The organism is Streptomyces sp. NBC_00691, assembly GCF_036226665.1.
Taxonomy (GTDB): domain Bacteria; phylum Actinomycetota; class Actinomycetes; order Streptomycetales; family Streptomycetaceae; genus Streptomyces.
In genome coordinates this window covers 2,906,965-2,926,769 of record NZ_CP109007.1, presented here as the reverse complement: position 1 = coordinate 2,926,769, position 19,805 = coordinate 2,906,965, and the positions used below count along the sequence as shown (strand labels likewise).

Annotated in this window: 12 protein-coding genes; 1 reads left to right on the top strand and 11 read right to left on the bottom strand. The window is 75.2% G+C overall.

Features of this window, described 5'->3' with window-relative positions:
* Positions 1 to 110 precede the first annotated feature (110 nt).
* The 4 genes from OG392_RS13175 to OG392_RS13160 form a co-directional block, all read right to left on the bottom strand.
* Positions 111 to 1,097 carry an ABC transporter ATP-binding protein gene (locus OG392_RS13175; protein ID WP_329278864.1) on the bottom strand — a complete coding sequence of 329 codons (987 nt, stop codon included), beginning with the start codon at positions 1,095 to 1,097 and terminating at the stop codon, positions 111 to 113.
* Positions 1,094 to 3,913 (bottom strand): FtsX-like permease family protein, encoded by a 2,820-nt coding sequence (locus tag OG392_RS13170; protein WP_329287242.1) that lies wholly within the window; start codon positions 3,911 to 3,913, stop codon positions 1,094 to 1,096. Before OG392_RS13170 ends, OG392_RS13175 begins: the two co-directional genes overlap by 4 nt.
* Before the next feature lie 143 nt (positions 3,914 to 4,056).
* Positions 4,057 to 7,413 carry an FtsX-like permease family protein gene (locus OG392_RS13165; protein WP_329278863.1) on the bottom strand — a complete coding sequence of 1,119 codons (3,357 nt, stop codon included), beginning with the start codon at positions 7,411 to 7,413 and terminating at the stop codon, positions 4,057 to 4,059.
* A gap of 301 nt (positions 7,414 to 7,714) precedes the next feature.
* Entirely contained in the window at positions 7,715 to 8,119 is a 405-nt protein-coding gene (locus OG392_RS13160) for a globin (protein WP_329278861.1), read from the bottom strand.
* An 85-nt stretch (positions 8,120 to 8,204) separates the two neighbouring features.
* On the opposite strand from OG392_RS13160, the gene OG392_RS13155 reads away from it, so the two are divergent.
* Positions 8,205 to 9,179, top strand: coding sequence for a methyltransferase domain-containing protein (locus OG392_RS13155; RefSeq protein ID WP_329278859.1), 975 nt, complete (start codon positions 8,205 to 8,207; stop codon positions 9,177 to 9,179).
* Here OG392_RS13155 and OG392_RS13150 read toward each other — a convergent pair.
* The 7 genes from OG392_RS13150 to OG392_RS13120 all read right to left on the bottom strand — a co-directional run bounded on the left by OG392_RS13150 (position 9,160) and on the right by OG392_RS13120 (position 19,735).
* A complete protein-coding gene (locus OG392_RS13150; RefSeq protein WP_329278857.1) occupies positions 9,160 to 10,503 on the bottom strand; it encodes an FHA domain-containing protein in 1,344 nt (447 codons plus the stop codon). The two genes, OG392_RS13155 and OG392_RS13150, sit on opposite strands and share 20 nt — an antisense overlap.
* A 40-nt stretch (positions 10,504 to 10,543) precedes the next feature.
* Complete coding sequence (locus tag OG392_RS13145) at positions 10,544 to 11,875, bottom strand: vWA domain-containing protein (protein WP_329278855.1); 1,332 nt, start codon at positions 11,873 to 11,875, stop codon at positions 10,544 to 10,546.
* A gap of 61 nt (positions 11,876 to 11,936) precedes the next feature.
* Positions 11,937 to 13,364 (bottom strand): PP2C family serine/threonine-protein phosphatase, encoded by a 1,428-nt coding sequence (locus OG392_RS13140; protein ID WP_443054767.1) that lies wholly within the window; start codon positions 13,362 to 13,364, stop codon positions 11,937 to 11,939.
* On the bottom strand, positions 13,361 to 15,850 hold the full coding sequence (locus OG392_RS13135) for a serine/threonine-protein kinase (RefSeq protein ID WP_329287240.1): 2,490 nt from the start codon (positions 15,848 to 15,850) through the stop codon (positions 13,361 to 13,363). The genes OG392_RS13140 and OG392_RS13135 overlap by 4 nt, the downstream gene beginning before the upstream one ends.
* Positions 15,851 to 15,929: 79 nt before the next feature.
* Entirely contained in the window at positions 15,930 to 17,207 is a 1,278-nt protein-coding gene (locus OG392_RS13130) for a hypothetical protein (protein ID WP_329278852.1), read from the bottom strand.
* A 54-nt stretch (positions 17,208 to 17,261) separates the two neighbouring features.
* The gene (locus OG392_RS13125) at positions 17,262 to 18,296 is read right to left on the bottom strand and encodes a glutamate ABC transporter substrate-binding protein (protein WP_329278849.1); all 1,035 of its coding nucleotides are present in this window, start codon (positions 18,294 to 18,296) and stop codon (positions 17,262 to 17,264) included.
* Positions 18,297 to 18,307: 11 nt separating this feature from the next.
* Entirely contained in the window at positions 18,308 to 19,735 is a 1,428-nt protein-coding gene (locus OG392_RS13120; protein WP_329278847.1) for a hypothetical protein, read from the bottom strand.
* Between the last annotated feature and the right edge of the window lie 70 nt (positions 19,736 to 19,805).

Below are 19,805 nucleotides of genomic sequence, written 5' to 3'. Positions count from 1 at the left end.
CCGCTCCCCGTACGCGACGCACCGCTTGTACCCGACGGGCTCCCCGTATCGCTAGATGGCATGGACATCACCCCCGCAGGGTGGGACGTCCGGCGGCGTCCGCCGGTTGCTCAGCCGTCCGCGTCGTCGGGCCACACCCCGATGTGGTCCTGCTCCAGCTCCAGGGCCACCCGGTGCTCCATGCCGAGCGCCTGGGTGTAGTCCGCCGGGAGCTGGAGCCGGCCCGCGCGGTCGAGCATCGCGTACTCCCGGGCCACCAGGGACTCCTTGCCCTGCTCGTCGACCTCCGTGCGGCGCAGGACCTCCGAGGAGGTGCGGCCGTCGCGGATGGCGACCGTGCGGCGGACCTCGGAGGCGACCGCCTGGTCGTGGGTGACGATCACGATCGTCGTGCCCAGCTCCTCGTTGGCGCGGCGGAAGGCCGCGAAGACCTGCTCGCCGGTGGCGGAGTCCAGCTCGCCCGTGGGTTCGTCGGCGAGGAGCACGGCCGGGTTGTTGGCCAGGGCGACCGCGATGGCCACCCGCTGCTGCTGACCGCCGGAGAGCTGGTGCGGCCGCCGGTCGCGGGCGTCCGCGATGCCCAGCATGGCGAGCAGCTCCTCGGCGCGCTCCGCCTTCTGCTTCGACCGGCCCTTCAACTGCATCGGCAGCGCCACGTTCTGGGCCGCCGTCAGATAGGGGAGCAGATTGCGGGCGGTCTGCTGCCAGACGAAGCCGACGACCTCGCGGCGGTAGCGCAGCCGCGCCTTGCCGTCCATCGCGAGCAGATCGGCCCCCGCGACCCGGGCCGCTCCGGCGGTCGGCACGTCCAGGCCCGCGAGGATGTTCATGAGCGTCGACTTGCCGGAGCCGGAGGCGCCGACCAGGGCCATCAACTCGCCCTCCTTCACGAGGAGGTCGAGCCCCTGGAGGGCCTGCACCTCCACCCCGTCCGTGGTGAAGATCCGGACGAGGCGGTCGCAGGCGATGAGCGCGTCATGGCCGTACGAGGGCCGGTCGCGCCGCGCGGTCGCCTTCCGCTCCAGCTCCTCCGGGGTGGTGGGGTCGGAGGCGGACCCGGCCGCGCCGGCCCGGATCGACGTGTCGGTCTTCGTCATCGTGCGTCTCCTGCCCTGAGTTCCTTGATCGAGCCCCTGCGTCCAGCCCACCAGGCCTGTCCCGCCGCGGCCACCGCCGTGATCAGGACGACCGCGACCGCGGGCACCACCAGTGACCACGGGTCGGCCCGCAGCGGCGCGCTGTCCAGCGGGGCGAACCCCGGTGTCGTCGCGAGCGCGAGCCGGAAGAGATCGATGCCGGGCGCGAGCAGCGGCACCGTCGCCCAGCCGACGAGTGTGCCGCCGATCGCCGCGAGGATCGCCTGAGGCAGCGCCTCCAGGCCGAGCAGCCGCCGTCCCTGCGTGCGGGTCAGGCCCATCGTGCGCAGCCGGGCGAGGAGCGTGGTCCGCTCCGGCGCGCTCTGCATCAGGGAGAGCAGCACGGCCACCACGGCGAACGCGGCGCCCGCGCCGATCGCGCCCAGATACATCCGCTCGGCGCCCGACTGGAGCGGAGAGTCCACGTAGCCGGCCCGTTCCTCGGCCCGCATGGACACCAGGAATCCGGTGGACCTCGCCTTCACCGTGGCCCGCAGCGCGGCGCCGTCCTCCGGCCCCGTGACGAGCAGGGCCGTGGCCGTCCGGTGGGTGAGGTCGGCCGCGTTGACGAGGAGGAAGTCGGCGCCCTGCAGGGCCGGGGTGGCCGGCCGTACGGCGACGACCTTCACCCGGAAGACCCCGGCCGCCGACACGATCTCCTGTGGCGCGCTGCCGAGCCGCGCGGCGACCGAGGGTGACGCGATCGCGGGCAGCACGCGCTCCGTGTCCGCGGCGACCTCCTTGCCGCCCTTGCCCGTGGAGGCGAGGAGCGCCGCGGGGAACGGGCCGAAGCCGGTCCGCTGCGCGAGCCGGGTGTACGAGTCCGGTTCGACGCCGACCAGCGCCGAGCTCATCGGCTGGGCGGAGGTGCCCTGGTAGGACGGCAGTGACACCCCGTACTCGACCTGCAGCGGGGTCACGTCCCGCACCCCCGCCGTACCGCGCACCGCCTCGGGGAGGCCGGCCGGCAGGGGGGTCCACTCGACCGAGCCGTCGATCCGGGCGTCCGCGCCGGTCGCCAGGAGCGCGGCCCGGTCGCGGGCGTCGGCGACACCGGCCAGGACGGAGCCGCCGAAGGCCGCCGTGGTCAGCGCGAGCACCAGCGCGAGCAGCGGGAGCATGCCCGTCGAGGACGAGCGTCCGGCGCGGGCCAGGGCCAGCGGCCCGACGGCTCCGCGCAGTCGGCGGGCCGGCCGGGCCGCCCACCGCAGCGGCAGGGGATAGATCCGTACGAGCAGCATGGCGGCGATCAGGCCGACGAGCACCGGCGCGGCGCTGACCAGCGGATCCGCGGAGTCGCCGGTGCCGCGGAGCCGCAGCGAGGCGACCGCGCCCACGGCCAGTACGAGCAGGGTGAGTTCGAGGACCGTACGGCGCCGCGAGGGGCGTGCGGTGAGCAGGTCGTCCCGCCCGCCGTGCAGCCGCGGGCGCCGGTGCAGGACGACGGCCCGCAGCGGCAGGACGAGCATCGCGAGCAGGGCGACGGCGCAGGTGGCGAGGAGCGAGGGGAGCAGGGGGATGCCGCCGGACCCGCCGTCGGGTCCGCGTACCGTCGCCACCGCGAGGCCCAGCGCGAGCGCCGCGGCCGGGACGGCGACCGCCGAGGTCTCGCCGAGGAGCCGCAGCCCGATGCCGGTGAGCGAGGCGCCGCGGGAGCGCAGCAGGGAGAGTTCGCTGTCCCTGCGGGCGACGAACAGACCGCCGGTCATGGCGAGGACGACCGCCGCGACGGCGCCGATCCCGAAGACGGCGACGGCCACCACCGGATTGATCGCCTCGCGCATCGAGCGGTACCCGTCGACGATCGAGTCGAGCCCCGTGGTCAGGGCGCCGGTGGGGCCCACGACCTCGCGCAGCCGGACCAGATCGGGGCCGCCGGCCGCCGAGGCGAGCGCGGCGCTCAGCGCGTCGGCGTCCCGTCCCGTGAGGTGGTCGGCGGTGGGCAGGTACCGGAAGTAGACCTCCGGCTCTCCGGTGGTGGAGAGCAGCGCGGGCGCGGAGGTGGGGGAGAGCAGCAGCGCCCCTTGCCAGTAGTACTTGACCTCGTCGCCCACGATCGGGGCGAGGGCCGGGGTGCGCAGCAGCGGTTCCACGGACCAGTACGCGCCCGCGGGGTCGCGCGGGTCCACGACGCCGGTCACGGTCAGGGCGATCGGCGCCGCGCTGACCCGGCCCGGTACGTGCACGACGGAGCCGGGCCGGAGGCTCAGCGCCTTCGCCGTGGCGGTGGTCACCACCGCTTCCGGGCGGTCGGCCGTGCCCGCGGCGGGCCGCCCCTGCCGCAGGGTGGTGTGGCCGGTCAGGCCGGACGGGGAGGAGACGACGAACTCGGGTGAGAGGCCGTCGGGCCGGGGCAGCCACGGGTCGAGCCCCTCGACGCGCTTGACGGTACGGACGCCGTGGACGGTCTGGTCGGGGTCGGTGCGGAGCAGCGACGGCAGCAGGGAGCGGACCTCGTCGCGCTGTCTCGTCAGCTCCGCGGGGGCCAGGCCCGCCCGGCGCGCGGACAGCGGGAGTTCGAGGCCCGGCGGTTCGGCGGTCAGTTCGAGGACGCTGTCGCGGGGTGCGGCGGTCCGGATGTCGTGCCGGAGTCCCTCGGACTCGTACGCGTCCATGGCGCGCGGCAGGGCGGCCGCGAGGTAGGCGGTGACGAGGACGAGGGCGGCGAGGGAGGCCGCGGCCCAGGGCGCGGTCCGCAGCCGGGTCCGTACCCAGGGCGCCACGGCGCGGGCGGGCCTCTCGGACCGGGGGGACCGGGACGACCGGGACCGGGGCATGTCGGGAGCCTTCCTGCGGACGGCGTCGGATGCGGCGTCGGGCGCCGCGGGGGTCGCCGGGGCGGCGTCCGGCGCGGCGGTGGTGTCGTCGGGTGTCCCGCCCGGCGGGGGCGGGCCGGGGTTCTGTCCCTCCGTGCCGGACATCAGTTCTCCCCCTGGTGGCGCAGGGTCACGGCCGGGTCGGTGCGCCGCAGGGCGATCGCGGCGACCATGGCGAGCGGCAGCGCGGCGACGCCGGCGAGCAGCAGCGCCACCTGACTCAGGGGCAGTTCGACCAGGACCGGCGGTACGGGCCGGGCGGCCTGGCCGGTCAGGACGACGAGCGGGACGACGGCCCGGGCCAGGACGGCCCCGAGCCCGATGCCGATGAGCAGGCCGATGCCGATGAGGAGCCCCTGTTCGGCGGCGATCAGCCGGGCGAGCCGGCGGCGGGGCGCGCCGAGCGCCCGCAGGACGCCGAACTCGGCGGACCGTTCCCGCATGGCGCCGGCCGAGCCGACGGCGAAGCCGACGGCGGCGAGCGCCGCGGCGGCGGCCGCGACCGCCATCAGGGCGGCGTTGGGACCGGCCCCGAGCGGGTCGCCGAGCAGCTCGGCGGCGACCTCGTCCCGGACGAGGACCTGGGTGGGGTCGGCGTTGGGCCGGGCGCGCAGGGCGGCGGCGACCTCGTCGGCCCGGCCGGGGTCGACGGTCAGCCACCACTCGGTGGCCGACACGGTCGAGGCCTCGTCGGTGGAGAGGAACTGGTTGACGGAGGCCAGGTCCAGGAGGATCGTCCCGCCGTCCTCGGGGGTGATGGCCGGGCTGCCGGTGGCCGCCGCCTGCGCGCCCGGTCCGGTGGTGGGCAGTTCGTCGACGACCCGGTCGACGACGACGTCGACGCGGCGACCGCCGAGGGAGACCTCGATCCGGTCGCCGGGACCGGCACCGGCCGCCGTCATGAAGGTCCTGGTGGCCACGGCCGAGAGGCGGCTCGGCGGCTTGGGCCCGGGAGCCTTCATCCGTACGACGAACTCCTCCGTCGCCCAGAACACGTCACTCACGGGGGTGCCGGAGACGGCGAACGTGAGCAGGTACGGGACGGGGCGGCCGCCCGGGCCGGCGGCACCGGGCACACCGGAGGTGGGGACGGGGCTCTGGGCGTCGCCCTGCTTGGTCTGCTCGAAGGAGTGCGTCCAGGAACCGAGTACCTTCGCGGGGTCGTGGACCTTCTCCCCGCCGTCCGCGCCGACGACCCCGAGCCGCTCCACGCCGAGGGTCTGCGGGCCGTCGGCGCCGTCGATGATCTCCCCGGCGAACTCCAGACCGATGAGGGTGAGCAGGCCGGCGGAGCCGCGGTCGCCCGCGGTGCCGCCGGGGCCCGCGGTCATGGCGCCGACGTCCAGGGTCAGCCGGTGCGTCCGGCCGTCGGCGGGCAGCGGTCCCATGGCCCGGCGGTACGGGACGCCGTTCGGGTCCTCCAGGACCGCCGTGACCCGGGCCGCGACCGTCGGCTCGGCGAGCCGCAGGTCGGCGGTGAGCGTCCGGGTGCCGACGGGCAGCGGGAGCCCGGGGCGGGTGGTCGCCGCGGGGGCGAGCGGGGAGAGGAGGGAGCGGACGGGGACGTCGGCGAGGTCGGGGCGGAGCAGCATGCCGGCGGCGGCGTTGCGGGTGTCCACGGCCAGGACGGTCGCGTTCTTCCCGGCCAGGTCCATGGTGGTCCGGTGCACCGGAGCCACGGCGCGGACGCCGGGGACGGCGCCGAGCTGCTCGGTCTGGGTGGGCTCGCCGGGTCCCGCGCTGAGGACGCGGACGGCCGCGCCGACGCGGAAGTCGGCCTGGTCGCGCTGCGAACGCTCCCACGAGCCGCTCTGCCCGATGGCCAGCATGCCCATCGCCACGGCGAGGACGAGCAGCAGGACCGGTCCCGCGCCGCGCAGCGGCCGGCGGCTGAACTGCCAGCCGGCGAGGGCGGCGGAGAGACCGCGGCCGCCCGCCGCGCGCCGCTCGGCCAGCTTGGCGGCGGGCGGCAGCAGACGCAGCGTCAGGACGGTTCCGGCGAGCAGGGCGAGGGCGGGCGCGGCGACCAGGACCGGGTCGATGGAGCCGGCGCCGTCCCCGTCCGCGCCGAGCGTGCCGCCCGCGGCGGCGGGCCGCTGCAACTGCCAGTAGGCGACGGCGGCGACGGCGAGCAGACCGAGGTCGGCGCCGGCCCGTACGGGCCCGGGCAGCGCGGCCGAGCGGCCCTTGCGCAGGGTGACGGCGGAACCGTCCCCTGCTGCCAGCGCGGGCGCGACGACGGCGGCGGCGCAGCACAGGGCGACGGCTGCTGCCACCAGCCACACCTGGAGCGACGGGGCCGTGTCGAGTTCCACGCCGAGGGAGGAGAGCGCGGACCGCTCGGCGAAGAGCCGGGTCAGCGGTCCGGAGAGGAGGGGGGCCGCGAGCGCGGCGGGCAGGGCGAGCAGCAGGGCCTCGGCGGCGGCGAGACCGGCGATCCGGCGCCGCGAACCACCGCGGGCCCGCAGCAGGGCGGTCTCCCCGGACCGCTCGGTGCTGAGCAGCCGGGCGACGAGCAGCAGCGCGTACGCGGCCAGGATGATCAGCTGGACGGCGACGATCAGCAGGGTGGAGCGGGAGACGAGCAGGGACCGCTGGGTCTGCTCCAGGACGGTGGGGAGCGCGGTGGACGCGGTGATCGTCGTACCGAACCGGTCGGTGGCTCCGGCCAGCGCCTTCGGGCCCTCGGTCGCGGTGGCGTGCAGGGTGTCGATGCGGTCGGTGGTGAAGCCGGTGAAGTCGGCGGAGCCGAGCCAGGCCGTCTCGCCGGTGGTCAGCGCGCCGGAGGCCATGACGGCCGGGTCGACGAGCAGCGGCCCGTAGGTGGTGAAGGCGACCGTCCGCACGCCGCGGCCTCCGGCCGGGTCCAGCTGCCAGTACAGGTCGCCGGTGTCGGTGGGCCGGTAGACGCCGGTGACCCGGGCCTTCACCTTCCGCTCGTCGACCCGGTCGACGAGGTCGAGCACGGCCCCGGGAGCGACCTTCAGCCGCCGCGCGGCCTCCTCGGGCAGCGCCGTCTCGACGACCCCGGCCGTGCGGGCGGCCGAGGGCCAGGCGCCCTTGACGAGGGAGAGCCGCGAGCGGTCGAGCGCGGCGAAGTGCGTCAGGTCGGGGTCGCCCTTACGGGCGGCGGGCGGCTGCAGGTCGCGGGGCAGCGCGTACGGCCCCGAGCGCTCCAGCCGCCGTACGGTCACGGGCAGTCCGTCGAAGGTCTTCCGCATCCCCTCCTGCACGGCCTCCTCGGCCCCCGCCCGCTTGGCGGCGGGCACCTGCCCGCTCACGAGCAGTGAGGCTGCGGCGGCGGAGCGCCCCCGCAGCCCCGCCTGGAGCGCGGCGTCCCCGATCGCCCCGGAGAACGAGGCGAGGGTGGCGAGCACCGAGGTCGTCAGGAGCACGGCGAGCAGTGCCGCGGCGAGCAGCAGCCGGTGTGCCCTGACGCGCAGAAATACGAACCCCGTCACCCATCCCCCTGGCCACCCTGATCACGGTGCGCACGTCGAACATGTGCCGAACGCTCCCGAAACTTCTCTCGGATGCTTTCAGAGTGCATGTGCCGCTGGAAACCGCTTGCGGGCCGACCTTGATCCGATCGTGACCGTTATTCGGGGTTCCGGCTCCGGAATGTGTCCGTCCGTGGGGGGGCGAGGGGGACGGGAGGGAGCGGGGGCGGTGACGGGAGCGCCGACGGGGCCGCGCGGAGGCGGAGAGGGGGCGCCGACGGGCGGGCGGAAGGGGGCCGTCGGCCGGGGGCCAGGGCGGCCGTCAGCCGGCCGTGTTCACCATCGAGGCCGCCGCGTACGTCATGTAGCGCCACAGTTCGGCCTCGTACTCCGGGGCCAGGGCGAGGTCGTCCAGGGCCGCGCGCATGTGCCGGAGCCACGCGTCGTGGGCCGCCTGGTCCACGGTGAACGGAGCGTGGCGCATCCGCAGCCGGGGGTGGCCGCGGTGGTCGCTGTAGGTGCGGGGGCCGCCCCAGTACTGGATGAGGAAGAGCGTGAGACGCTCCTCGGCCGGGCCCAAGTCCTCCTCGGGGTACATCGGCCGGAGCAGCGGGTCCTCCGCGACGCCCTCGTAGAAACGGCGGACCAGACGGCGGAAGGTCTCCTCGCCGCCGACCTGCTCGTAGAAGGTCTGCTCCTGCACTGCTTCCCCGGGAATCTCGTTCACCGTTCCATCGTCTCAGATGCCCGGTCCTAGGACGTGGGGTCCAGGACCGCTCGCCGGGGCCCCCGGGCGGCGGGACAGTGGAGGCATGGGTGAGCGGCGGGACGAGTTCGCCGAGGCCGGCGCGCGGGCGCGACGGGCGCTCGTGCGGGAGATCGAGACCGAGGGCGTACCGGCCGACGCCCACTGGCGGCAGGCCTTCGCCGAGGTCCCGCGCCACCTCTTCGTGCCCTACTACTACGTCCCCGGCGCCGGCGGCTACGAGCGGCTCTGGTCCGGCGACCCCGAGCCCGAGCGGCGGGCCCGCTGGCTGAGCGGGGCCTACGCGGACACCGCGATCGCCACCCGGGTACGGGACGGGGAACTGGTCTCCTCCGCCAGCCAGCCCTCCCTGATGGCCCTGATGCTGGACGCCCTCGACGTCCGCGAGGGGAGCGACGTCCTGGAGATCGGCGCCGGGACCGGCTACCACGCCGCGCTGCTCTGCCACCGCCTCGGCGCGGAGCACGTCACCACCGTCGACCTGGACGAGGAGATCGCCGAGTCGGCCCGGACCCATCTGGCCGCCGCCGGGTACCGGCCCGCCGTGATCGCCACCGACGGTGCCCGGGGCTGCCCGGAGCGGGCCCCCTTCGACCGGATCGTGGCGACCTGCGCGCTGCCCGCGGTCCCGTACCCCTGGCTCACCCAGTGCAGGCCCGGCGCCCTGGTGCTCGCCCCGCTCTCCACCGGGCTCCTGCTGCTGCGGGTGCACGACGCCACCCACGCGGAGGGACGGTTCCTCGCGACCTCGGCGTACTTCGTGGCGTTGCGGGGCGTCGCCGGACGGGTCCCGCGCCACGGCCCGGCCGGGGACGAGCGCTTCCACTTCTTCTGGGGGCTGGTGGACCAGGTCCTGGACAGGAACGAAGCGCTCTCGCTCTGGCTGCGCGAGGGGCGGCCGGAGCGGGAGCGCTTCGGTGTGACGGTCAGCGGCGAGCGGCAGTGGGCGTGGCTGGACGGCCCCGGAGGGCCGTACGCCTGGCCTCTGGTCCGGGAGGGACTCAGCCCACCCGGATCGTGATGGTCGTCCAGGCGCCGACGTGCACCCGGTCGCCGTCCTGGAGCTGGACGGGGACGTAGGGCTGGATCGGCTCCTCGCCGCCGTTGATCGTGGTGCCGTTGGTGGAGTTCTGGTCCACCACCGCCCACGAGCCGTCGGGCTGCTGCACGAGCACGGCGTGCTGGTGCGAGACGCCCGGGTCCTCCGGCGGTACCGCCAGGTCGATGTCAGGGGACTCGCCGGTGGAGTGCCGGCGACGGCCGATGGAGATCTGGTTGCCCTGGAGCGGCAGGTGCTTGTCCGGCGAGTACGCGGGCAGGTTCAGCCCGCCGGCCTCAGGGCCGCTGCGCTGCATCATCGCCATGAAGTACTCGCGGTCCGGACCGATGACCGCGGTCCAGGACAGGGGCTGCCGCGGCGGCTGGTACTGCTGCTGCGGAGGAGCCTGGAACTGCTGCTGCTGTGGCGGCGGCGGGGGTGCCATGTGCGGCGGGGGACCCTGGTGCTGCGGAGGCTGCGGAGGTCCCTGGTGCTGCGGGGGCTGCGGCGGCGCCTGGTGCTGCGACGGCGGCGAGAGCACCCAGTCGTCGTCCGCGCGCGGCTGCGGCGGCGCGGGCGGCGCCGGGGCCTGGGCCGGAGCGGAGGGGGCCTGGAGGTAGGCGGGCGGCGCGGGGGGCTGCTGGCCGGGCGGACCGAAGGGGTCGCCCTGACCGCCCTGGCCGGGCGGCTGCTGCGCCGGCGGGCGCTGCGGCGGGGCCTGGTGGTGCGTGGGGTCGCCGCCCAGCGGCTCGGCCGGGCGGTTCACCTGCGAGGGCCGCGAGCCCTGGTAACCGAACGGGTCGTGCCCCGGCGGCGGCCCCTGCTGGCCGTGCGGACCCTGTGGACCCGGCTGGCCCGGCGGAGCCTGCTGCGGTCCCGGCGGGGGCGGCGGCGTGGACTGGAAGCCCGGCGGCAGGTTCAGACCGGGCGGCGGGCCCGCCGGCCGTTGCGCGGACGGTACGTTCTGCGGGGCCACCGGCGTGTACGAGGTCGCCGTGTTGGTGAGGAAGTTCCAGCGGCACTCCTCGCAGAACGGCGCCATGTGCTCGCGCGGCGTCCGGCACTGCGGGCAGAGCTCCGCCTGGGCCGTGGCGTTCGGGTCGCCACCGGGGCCGAAGCCGCCGGGAGCACCGGGTGCGTCGTAGCCACCGGGGCCACCGGGGCCCGGATATCCGTACGCGGGGGGCGGCGGCGGGGGAGGCGGCGGTACGGCACCCGTCGGCGCACCCGCCCCGGCCATGCGATGGCCGCAGACCTCGCACCAGTCGTCGGAGACCGACTGGTGTCCGTTCGGGCAGGTCGGCATGTCGGTGCTTCCCCCTCTCGTCGTCCGGCCCGTGGCCGGGCTACCTCTTGACGCGAACGGTCTTGGTGGAGCGGGTCTCGAGTGTCATCTCGTCCGCTTCCGCGACCTTCGCCTTCAAACGCACAGTACCGGTCGCCACATCGACGACGTCGACCACCTTCGAAAGCAGTTTCGCCGTATCCGCGTTGCCGGAGGCTGCCGCGAGCTGCACGGCGCGGCCCAGTTTCGCCGTCGCGCCGTCGTGATCGCCCGATTTGCGGGCATCCAACCCCTGCTGGATGACGTCCGCGAGCTCCGCCTGGCCCGTGTAGTGGGCGACCTGGGGGTTGATCGACGTGGACATCGCCAGGTCGTCGGTCCACACCGCCCGTACCAGTCCTTGGGACAGCGGCTTCGGATCGCCGCCCAGCGGGTCCGGCGCGATCAGGGAGACCCGGGCCGCCAGCATCTCCTGGCCGATGGCGGCCTGCGGGACCCGCACGCTCACGTGGTAGTCGCGGGACTCGTCGCCCCAGGAGCCCGTGGGGTAGTCCCCGGCGCGCGGTCCGGCCTCCGTTCGTCGGCCGGTCAGGTCCTCGACCGTCGGAGCCACCTGCTTCACATAGGCGATCTCCACCCCGACCGGGGTCCACAGCCGCAGCGCGACGTCCGCCACGCCCTTGCCCATCGCCTGCCCCATCATCGAGGTGAAGTCGGCGGCGAGGGCGGCCGGGTCGGCGACGATGTCGGCGGAGCCGAGGAGCGCCGAGGCGATCCCGGTGACCTCCTTGACCTCCCAGTCGGTGCCCACCCCCCGCGCGTCGCAGGTGAAGCGGCCGGCGCAGGCGTCGAGCGCGGCCCGCAGCTCCTCCGGCGACTCGTGCTCGTTGCGGCCGTCGGTGAGCAGGATGCCGTGGCGGATGGTGAGCCCGGTGCTGGAGAGCAGCCGGTCCGCGAGCCGCAGCCAGGTGCCGATGGCCGTGCCGCCGCCCGCGCTCAGCCGGCGCAGTGACTCCTTGGCCTCGGCACGGGTCCTGGCGTCGGCGACGGCGAGCCCGCCGTTCCCCGGGTAGACCTCCTTCGCCACGTGCGTACCGGCGACGACGGCGAAGGCCGTGCCGTCGCGCAGGGTGTCGACGGCGGCGGCGGTCGCCTCACGGGCGCCGCGCATCTTGGTGGCGGGGTAGTCCATCGAGCCGGAGCAGTCGACCATGATCACGACACCGGCGGTGCCGCCGCCCCCGGGGACGAGCTGCTGCCGGCCGGTCGTGCCGCCGCCGGTCGACGTGACCGTGACGATCGCGCTGACGTCCCGGCCGCCCTCGGGCAGGAACTCGTTCTGGTAGACGTCCACCGAGAACTGCGGCACGGTCGACTTGGAGAAGTTCGCCATTCTTTACGGCTCCTCGGGCAACAACGGTCAATCGGTGGCGGGACAGGGGATCGGCGACCGCTCAGGCGGATCCTGCCCCTGGGGGAGCGACGGTGAACGGCACGAGCGCGACCGTGATGTTGTCGTGGCCTCCGCCGTCCAGGGCATGCCCGACGAGGACCTGCGCACTGTGCAGCGGCCGGTCGGACGCGTCGGGCGGGACCACTCTGGCCATGTCCTCGGCGCCCTCCGCGTAGTTCCACAGTCCGTCCGTGCAGACGACGACCACGCCGGACCGGTCGGGCTTGAACGCGGCCGTGTGCGGCTCCAGTTCGTACGCGTCGGCGCCCAGCCAGCCGGTGATCGCGTGGGCGCGCTCGTCCGCGTACGCCTCCGCCTCGTTCATCAGGCCCGTCGCGACCATCTGCGCGGCCCACGAGTCGTCCTCGGTGAGCCGCGCGGCCGGGGTGCCCCGGTCGTCGGGCACCCAGTAGACCCGGCTGTCGCCGACCCAGCCGACGACGAGCAGGCCGTCGGCGACGACGGAGCCCACGATCGTGCAGGCGGGGGCGTTGCGGTGGCGGTGGGGGTCGTGCTCGGCCCCTTCCTGGCCGGGCTCCTCCGCGAGGGAGTTGACGGCCTCGGCGGCGGCCACGATCGCCTCGTGCATCGCCTGCTGCGGGTGCGTGCCCCGGGGCAGCGCGGCGAGCAGCGAGGCACCGGCCGCCTCGGCGGCCGCGGCGGACGCCTCGTCGGGCCGGGTCGCCGAGGACACACCGTCGCAGACGATCGCGAGCGTGGCGGGGGAGCCGTCCGGGAGCGTGGTCGCCGACACGGCGAACGCGTCCTCGTTGCGGTGATGGCGCAGCCCCCGGTCGGAGACGGCGGCGACGCTGTCGAGCTCCCGCTCCATGTGGTCGCGCTCGCGGGGCTGCGCGTGCCCGCAGTTCTCGCAGTAGCCGTCGGTGTCCACCCGCCCGGCCCGGCAGGCCACGCACAGCGCGGAGCCGGGAGCGGCGGCGTTCGGTGCAGGAGCCTGCGCCGCCGGAGCGGGCGCGGCCGGAGCCTGCGCCGCCGGAGCGGGGGAGGGTGCGGGCGCGGCCTGCGCCGGGTCCACCCGTACCGCAGCACGCGGGTCCGGCGCGGCCAGCTCGAAGTCACCGCTGCCGGCCGTGGTCTCCCCGGCGGGGTCGGCGCCGGGCGGCACCGGCCCGTCCGTGCGGACCGCCAAGGTGGGCAGGTCGTGGCCACCCGAGTCGGTGCCCGGGAGGTCGCCCGGGTGCTGGGTGGCGGTCGACAGCGAACCGGGGTCCCGGGGCGGGGCGTCCGGCCAGGCCACGGGGGTGCCGATGGCCACGGTCGGGCGGTCCGGCTCGACCCCGGCGGCCGGCACGGCCGTCAGGTCGTGACCGCACGCCCCGCAGAACCGGTCACCCGACTCCAGCGGCTCCGCGCAGTCCGGGCAGACGGTGAGGCCGTGCGACGGCTTCGGCTTCTGGGACATCCTCACACCCACGTCCGGGGGCGGAAACGGTTGGCCCGCTCCACCAGTTCGATCCTCTCCTCGCCCCGCTGGGCGAGCCGGGCCAGCACCCGGTACGAGCGTTCGAGGCCGAAGCGCAGTCCGCGCTCGTCCAGTTCACTCCCGAGCAGCAGCGCGCCGCCGCCCGGTTCCGCACCGGGACTCCCGGAGAGTACCCAGTCGAGGGCGGTCCCGAGGACCTCCGTCGACAACTGCTCCCGGCGCACGGCGTCCAGACCGAAGCCCTGGAGTGCCGAGACCTGCGCGGCGGCCGCCGTCAGATCGGCGGCGAGCGGCTCCCACGCGGGGCGCCGACGCAGCCGCGCCCGCACGGTCGCGACCCGGGCCGCCGTGTAGTGGATCGAGGCCTCCGGCACGGACTCCAGCGTCTGTACGGCTCCGATCCGGTCCCCGGCCGCGAGCTGCACCCGGGCGAGTCCGAAGGCCGCGCTGACGAAGCTCGGGTCGGTGGCCCACACCAGGCGGTAGTACTCGGCGGCGTTGTCCAGCTGGCCCAGTACCTCGGCACAGATCCCGAGGGCCAGCTTCGGCGAGGGCTCGCCGGGGAAGGCGTCGTAGACCGCGTCGAAGGCGAGCGCCGCGTGCTGGTGGTCGCCGGTCACCAGGGAGGCGACGCCCCGGTACCAGACGACCCGCCAGTCGTCCGGGTCGCGCTCCTCCAGACCGGCCAGGGTCCGGACCGCGGACGGCAGGTCGCCCAGCTCCAGCTCGGCCCGCAGCGTCCGCAGCCGCAGCTCGGCGGAGGGCGCGGGCGCCGCCTGCAGCGCGGCGAGGAGTTCGCCGGGCGCGGCGGCGGCGAGACCGGCGAGGAAGCCGGCGTTGGGGTCGCCCGTGTCGACGCGCGGGACGGGCAGCGCGAGCGCGGTGGCGGGCGTGTCGAGCGGGGCGAGCAGCCCCGCGAGCCCAGGAGCGACGCCCGCGACCCCGGCCCCCGTCCCGGCGGGCACCCCGGCCGCGGTCCCGGCGGGCAGCGCGGGCTGCTTGCGCCCCCGGCGGGACCCGAGCTGCGACACGTCCTCCGTCAGTTCGGCGAACAGGGCCGTGTCCGTGACCCGTACCTCGGTGCCGAACAGCGTCGACAGCGCGGGCCGCGGCCGCCCCGACTGGAGCGCCACGACCTCCCGCAGCACACCCGTCAGCTGCTCCGCCATCTCCTGCGCGGAGGCGAACCGGCGTGCCGGGTCCGGGTCGGTGGCGCGGACCAGGAAGCGGTAGAACGACTCGTACGTGCGGAAGACCGCGATGTTGTCCGGGTCGGGCAGCGAGTCCACGAAGACGTTCGTGTAGCCCTGGAAGTCGAAGGTCATCACCGCGAGGGTGCGCGCCACCGTGTACAGGTCGCTCGCCACCGACGGCCCGACCTCGGCCACCTCCGGCGCCTGGTAGCCGACCGTGCCGTAGATCGCGGACTCGTCGTCGTCCATCCGCCGGACGGCGCCCATGTCGATGAGCTTGAGCTGGTCCTCGGACTGAATGGCGTTGTCGACCTTGAAGTCGCAGTAGAGCAGGTTGCGGCTGTGCAGATGGCCGAGTGCCTCCAGGGCCTCGATCCCGTACGCGCAGGCCTGTTCGACCGGCAGCGGGTCGCGGCGGCCGTCCGGGGTGCGCCGGTCGTTGGCGATCTCCTTGAGGGACTTGCCGCCGACGTACTCCATGACGATGTAGCCGTCCAGGGAGCCGGTCCGCTGGTCGAGGTGCTCGACGAAGTTGTAGATGCGGACGATGTTGGAGTGCTCGATCTCGGCGAGGAAGCGGCGCTCGGAGATCGCGGCGGCCATGGCGTCCTGGTCGCCGGTGTCGAGGAGGCCCTTGAGGACGACCCACCGGTCGGAGACGGCCCGGTCGACGGCGAGGTAGATCCAGCCCAGGCCGCCGTGCGCGAGACAGCCCGCGACCTCGTACTGGCCGTGGACGATGTCGCCGCCGCGCAGCTTCGGCACGAAGGAGTACGGGTGCCCGCACTTGGTGCAGAAGCCCTCCGTACGGCCCGGCCGCTCCCCGCGCGAACGGCCCACGGGAGCACCGCAGTCCGAACGGGAGCAGAAACGCTTCCGCTCGGGAACCTCGGGGTTCTCCATGACCGCACCCCGCGGGTCGGGACGCGGCACCTCGGGGATCGACACCAGACCGGCGCCCAGCCGGTTGCGCGCGGACTGGCCCGTCGACGTACCGGAACTGCGCACCGACACCGAGCGGGACGTGGAGGCCCCGGAGAGCGAGCGCGAGAGCCGCCCCGAGACCGAACGGCGCGAGGTCGAGGAGCGCGACGAGGCCCGTGAGGACGCCCGCGAACTGCTCCGCGAGGAGCTGGAGTCCGGTCCGCCCACGCCGGAGCCGACGCCCGTGCCTCGTCCCGGCACCGCCACGCCCGTGGGCGTCGAACCGATCAGCCCGCCGGCCGCGACCACCGGGGCGAGGCCGCAGGTGTCGCAGTACAGCTCGCCGCCTCCCATGTCCTCGTACGAACCCTCGCACGAAGGACGCTGACAGCTCCCCACGCCCGTCTCCCCGCCGCTCACCACTGTTCCCCGCTCACCACTGTCGTCCTCCCGCGTCTCTCGGGCCGGACAGTACGTCCGCCGCCGCCTGCTGGTAGCGCAGGACGGCCTGTTCCGCGACCCGCAGATCGCAGGGCGCGCTCCACAGCATCCGGCGGGCCGCGTCGTACCGCTCCACGAGCAGCGGGTCCTCCGCCGCGCCGAGCCGCGCCACCTTCGCCTTGTACGCGTCGAGCCTGCCGCGCAGCTCGGCCCGGACCGCGAGCGGGGCCGTGACCGCGGTCAGCGACTCCCGGGCCCGCAGCAGTTCGTCCTCCGCGTCCCGCTCCAGGGACTCCAGGAGCGGGGAGAGCCGGTGCCACTGGGCGTGCCTGCGGTACTCGGCGGCCACCACGAGCCGCTCCTGCAGCACGATCGGCGGCCCGCTCACGGCCGGCACCTCGGAGGCGGCGATCTTCGCCAGGACCTCGCCGCGCGCGGCCCGCGCCTCGGCGAGCGTACGGTCCGCCCGCGACAGCACGTCCCGCAGCCGGAGCAGCCGGTCCTCGGAGTCCTGCCGGACCGCGAGCACCGCCTCGATCTCCCGCCGGATGTCCTCCAGGGCCAGCGCCGCCCGGTCGTACCGCCCGGTGTCGGGGCGGCCGCCGCCGGGCGCCGAACTCCCCGCCGCCGGCCGCCAGAAGGCCAGCGGGTCGGTGACGACCTGGGAACGCAGCGCGGTCAGCTCGGTGGTGATGTCCTCCAGCTCGTCGCCCGCCGGGTGCTCCCCGGGCCGCACGCCGACCGAGTGGGCGAGCGAGCGCGTCCGCCCCAGCTCGGCGGCGAGGAGGTCTATCCGGGCGGGCAGCGCCGACCAGACCGCGTCGGCGGTCACCACCACGTCCAGCGAGGACGCGTAGAGCCCGTTCATCCGCCGGACCAGGCCCTCCAGGGTGAACCGCTCGGTGAGCAGACCCTGTTCACCCGCCCCGCCCGCCACATGGACGCTCTCGCCGCGCAGCCGGTCGGTCAGCTCGACGAGCTCCTCACGGCCGGGCCAGCGGCGCCGGTCGCGCACCTCACGGGCGTCCCGCAGGGCGCGGGTGTACACGTCGAAGCAGGTCCAGAGCAGGGTGATGGTCCGCTCGGTCGCCACCCAGCGGTCCCGGGTCGTGCCGGTCAGCTCCGCCCCTTCGAGCAGCCTGCGGCCCGCGTGGTCCTGGAGTGCGAGGAGCGAGTCCTCGACCGCCTTGTGCTCGGCTCCGAGGCGCGCCAGCGCACGGTCCACCTCGTCCCGGTCCATCACCGGACCGGGGGGTTCCGTGACGCCCATCGATCACCTCTTCCTCTCCGTGTACGGGGCTGGTCGTGCGGGGGCTGCCCGGCGCTACTTGTACAGGGGAGCGGGCGGCCCGGTTATCCCGGGCAGGTCCTTCTCCAGCCAGTGCTTGTACGCCTGCTGCCAGGGGCCCTGGCGGTAGCCCACGAGGACCTGGTTGACCCGGCGGACCAGGTCGTCGTTGCCGAGCTTGGCGGCCACGCCGTAGTACTCGGTGGTGAAGGGGGTGCCCTTGAGCTCGACCGCCGGGTCCTGGGCGGCCTGCCCGGCCGCCAAGGCGTTGTCGGTGACGACGGCGTCGACCTCGCCCATCTGGAGCCTGGCCAGGCAGTCCAGCTGGTTGGGCACGGTCAGCAGGTCCTTGTCGTCCTTGGTGCCGTCGGCCTCGTCCTTGAAGAGCGCGCCGAAGGACTTCTCCTCCAGGGCCTCGTAGGCGGTGGACCCCTCGGCGGTGCAGACCCGCTTGCCCTTGAGCGAGGTGTCGTAGCCGGTGATGTCCGTGGCCAGCTTGGGCGCGAGGACCTGCTGACCGGCCTGGAAGTAGGCGGTGGAGAAGGCGACCTGCTGGATCCGCTTGCAGTTGATCGTCATGGTGCGCACGACGAGGTCGACCTTGCCGCTGTCGAGGGCGGCGATCCGCTGGTTCGTGGGGATCGCCCGGAAGATGACGGCGTCCGGACTGCCCAGGATGTCCTTGGCGACGGCCCGCGCCAGATCGATGTCGAAGCCTTCGAGCGCGCGCGTCTCCGGGTTGCGGTAGCCCCAGCGGTAGCTGGACTGGTCGACGCCGACGACGAGCTTCCCGCGCTTCCTGATCGCCTCGATCGTCGGGCCGTCCTCCGTCGAGGGGGTGAGCGACGCCCAGGGCTTGTCGCAGGTGTCCGCCTTGATCTGGACCCCGGTGCCGATGCCGGGCCCCGGGCCCGCGATGCCGGGCACGGCCGCCGCGTCGCCGCTGTGGGCCAGCGGGAGCAGGGTGAGCGAGGCGGTGAGCCCGCAGGCCACGGCCATCGCGGCCACCCCGCCCCAGCCCCGGAAGCGCTGCGCCGTCCGCCGCGCCAGCGGGTACGTGCCGTTCGGCATCCCGCCCCCTCTCACCGGTACTCCGACAGTCTGCGGTTGATGCCGAGCACGGCGCCCGCCGCGCCCAGGATCCCGAGGGCCAGCGCGCCGAGCGGCAGCGCCGTCAGCGCGTCCCTGGCGTCCCCGGCGGAGCGGGTGAACTCGGTCTGTTCGTGCGCCAGGGCCCGGTCCAGGGCGGTGTCGACCTGGTCGAAGGACTGCCCCGTCGAGTCCGCGGGGCCGACGATGCGGCCGAGGGCGCCCTCGAAGTCGCCGGCGTCGTCCTTGGCGCGGGCGTCCTTGTGCCGCTGCTTCCAGTCGGCCGTGCGGGAGGCGGCCTCGTCGACGGGGACGCGGCCGGCGTCGTCGTCGGCCAGCTCCCGCGCTGTGGCGAGCGCGCCCGTCAGGGTGTCCGCGCTCGACGTGTACTCCGCCTCGTACTTGTCGTTCCTGCCGTCCTCGGTGAGGACGGCGCCCCGGGCGACCAGGGTCAGCAGCTCGTTGGCGCGGGCGGTGAGCGAGCCGATCCGGGCCGTGTTGAGGGCCTGGAGGGATTCCTGCCCGTGCGTACGCGCGGTGTCGAGGCCGCTGCGGGCGACGGTGTGTGCGGCGAGCAGCCAGAGCAGCACGGTCAGCGTGGCGGCGGTGGCGGCGAGCAGCCCGTGGTTGAAGACCCGGTTCGTCCGCGCGTAGGTGCGGCGCTGGGCCCAGCCCAGGGCGGCGAGGGTGAGCAGTCCGAGGCCGAGGGCGGGCAACGGCCAGGTGCGCGCCGACTCGTCGTCCTCGTGGAGCCGTACCGTCTCGGCCTCGTAGAGCCGCTCGGCGGCGGGCAGCAGGATGCTGGTCATCTGCTGGTTGGCGTACCGCAGATAGGCCCCGCCCAGCGGGAGGCCCTGCCGGTTGGCGGCGCGGGCGCGCTCGATCAGGCCCGTGTAGCGCGGGAGCTGTTCGTTGAGGGTGGCGATCTCGCGGGCCGATTCGCCCGAACCGTCGGTGCTCGCGGCGGCCTTGACGAGCAGTCGGGCGGCGGTGGCGATGTCCCGGTCGTACCGCGCGCGGGACTCCGCGGGCTCCAGGGTGCCCGCGAGGAAGCCACCGGCGGCGGTGGTGTCCGCGTCGGCGAGGGAGCGGTAGATCGCGGCGGCGTCGGCGGACAGCGGCTGGCTGCGGCTGACGACGTCGTCGGCGGCGGTCGTCCGGTCGTCGACCTGGAGGGCGGTGACCGCCCCGAACGCGACGACGAGCAGTGCGAGAACGGCCCCGAGGATCTGGAGCCGGCCCGGCTCGGTCGTCGTGGCGACCCGCAGCCGCTCGCGTCCCACGGCCCAGGCGCTCCGCCCCGCGGGCGGGGCGGCGCCGGGCGCGGGCGACGCCTGCGCGGGCACGCCGGCCGGGCGCGCGGGCGCCTGCGCCGCGCTCCGCGCCGCCGGGGCGGCGGGTGCGTTCGGCGGGTGTGTCACGTGACCTCCCCCTGGGTCGCCGACTTCGGCCGGTCCCGGCCTGCAGTATGGCCGCAGGGGGCCGTCCGCA

Bases quoted from the DNA above. Each gene is read 5' to 3' on its own strand.
- OG392_RS13175 (WP_329278864.1), bottom strand. From the start codon at position 1,097: ATGACGAAGACCGACACGTCGATCCGGGCCGGCGCGGCCGGGTCCGCC.
- OG392_RS13170 (WP_329287242.1), bottom strand. From the start codon at position 3,913: ATGCCCCGGTCCCGGTCGTCCCGGTCCCCCCGGTCCGAGAGGCCCGCC.
- OG392_RS13155 (WP_329278859.1), top strand. From the start codon at position 8,205: ATGGGTGAGCGGCGGGACGAGTTCGCCGAGGCCGGCGCGCGGGCGCGA.
- OG392_RS13150 (WP_329278857.1), bottom strand. From the start codon at position 10,503: ATGCCGACCTGCCCGAACGGACACCAGTCGGTCTCCGACGACTGGTGC.
- OG392_RS13145 (WP_329278855.1), bottom strand. From the start codon at position 11,875: ATGGCGAACTTCTCCAAGTCGACCGTGCCGCAGTTCTCGGTGGACGTC.
- OG392_RS13135 (WP_329287240.1), bottom strand. From the start codon at position 15,850: ATGGGAGGCGGCGAGCTGTACTGCGACACCTGCGGCCTCGCCCCGGTG.
- OG392_RS13130 (WP_329278852.1), bottom strand. From the start codon at position 17,207: ATGGGCGTCACGGAACCCCCCGGTCCGGTGATGGACCGGGACGAGGTG.
- OG392_RS13125 (WP_329278849.1), bottom strand. From the start codon at position 18,296: ATGCCGAACGGCACGTACCCGCTGGCGCGGCGGACGGCGCAGCGCTTC.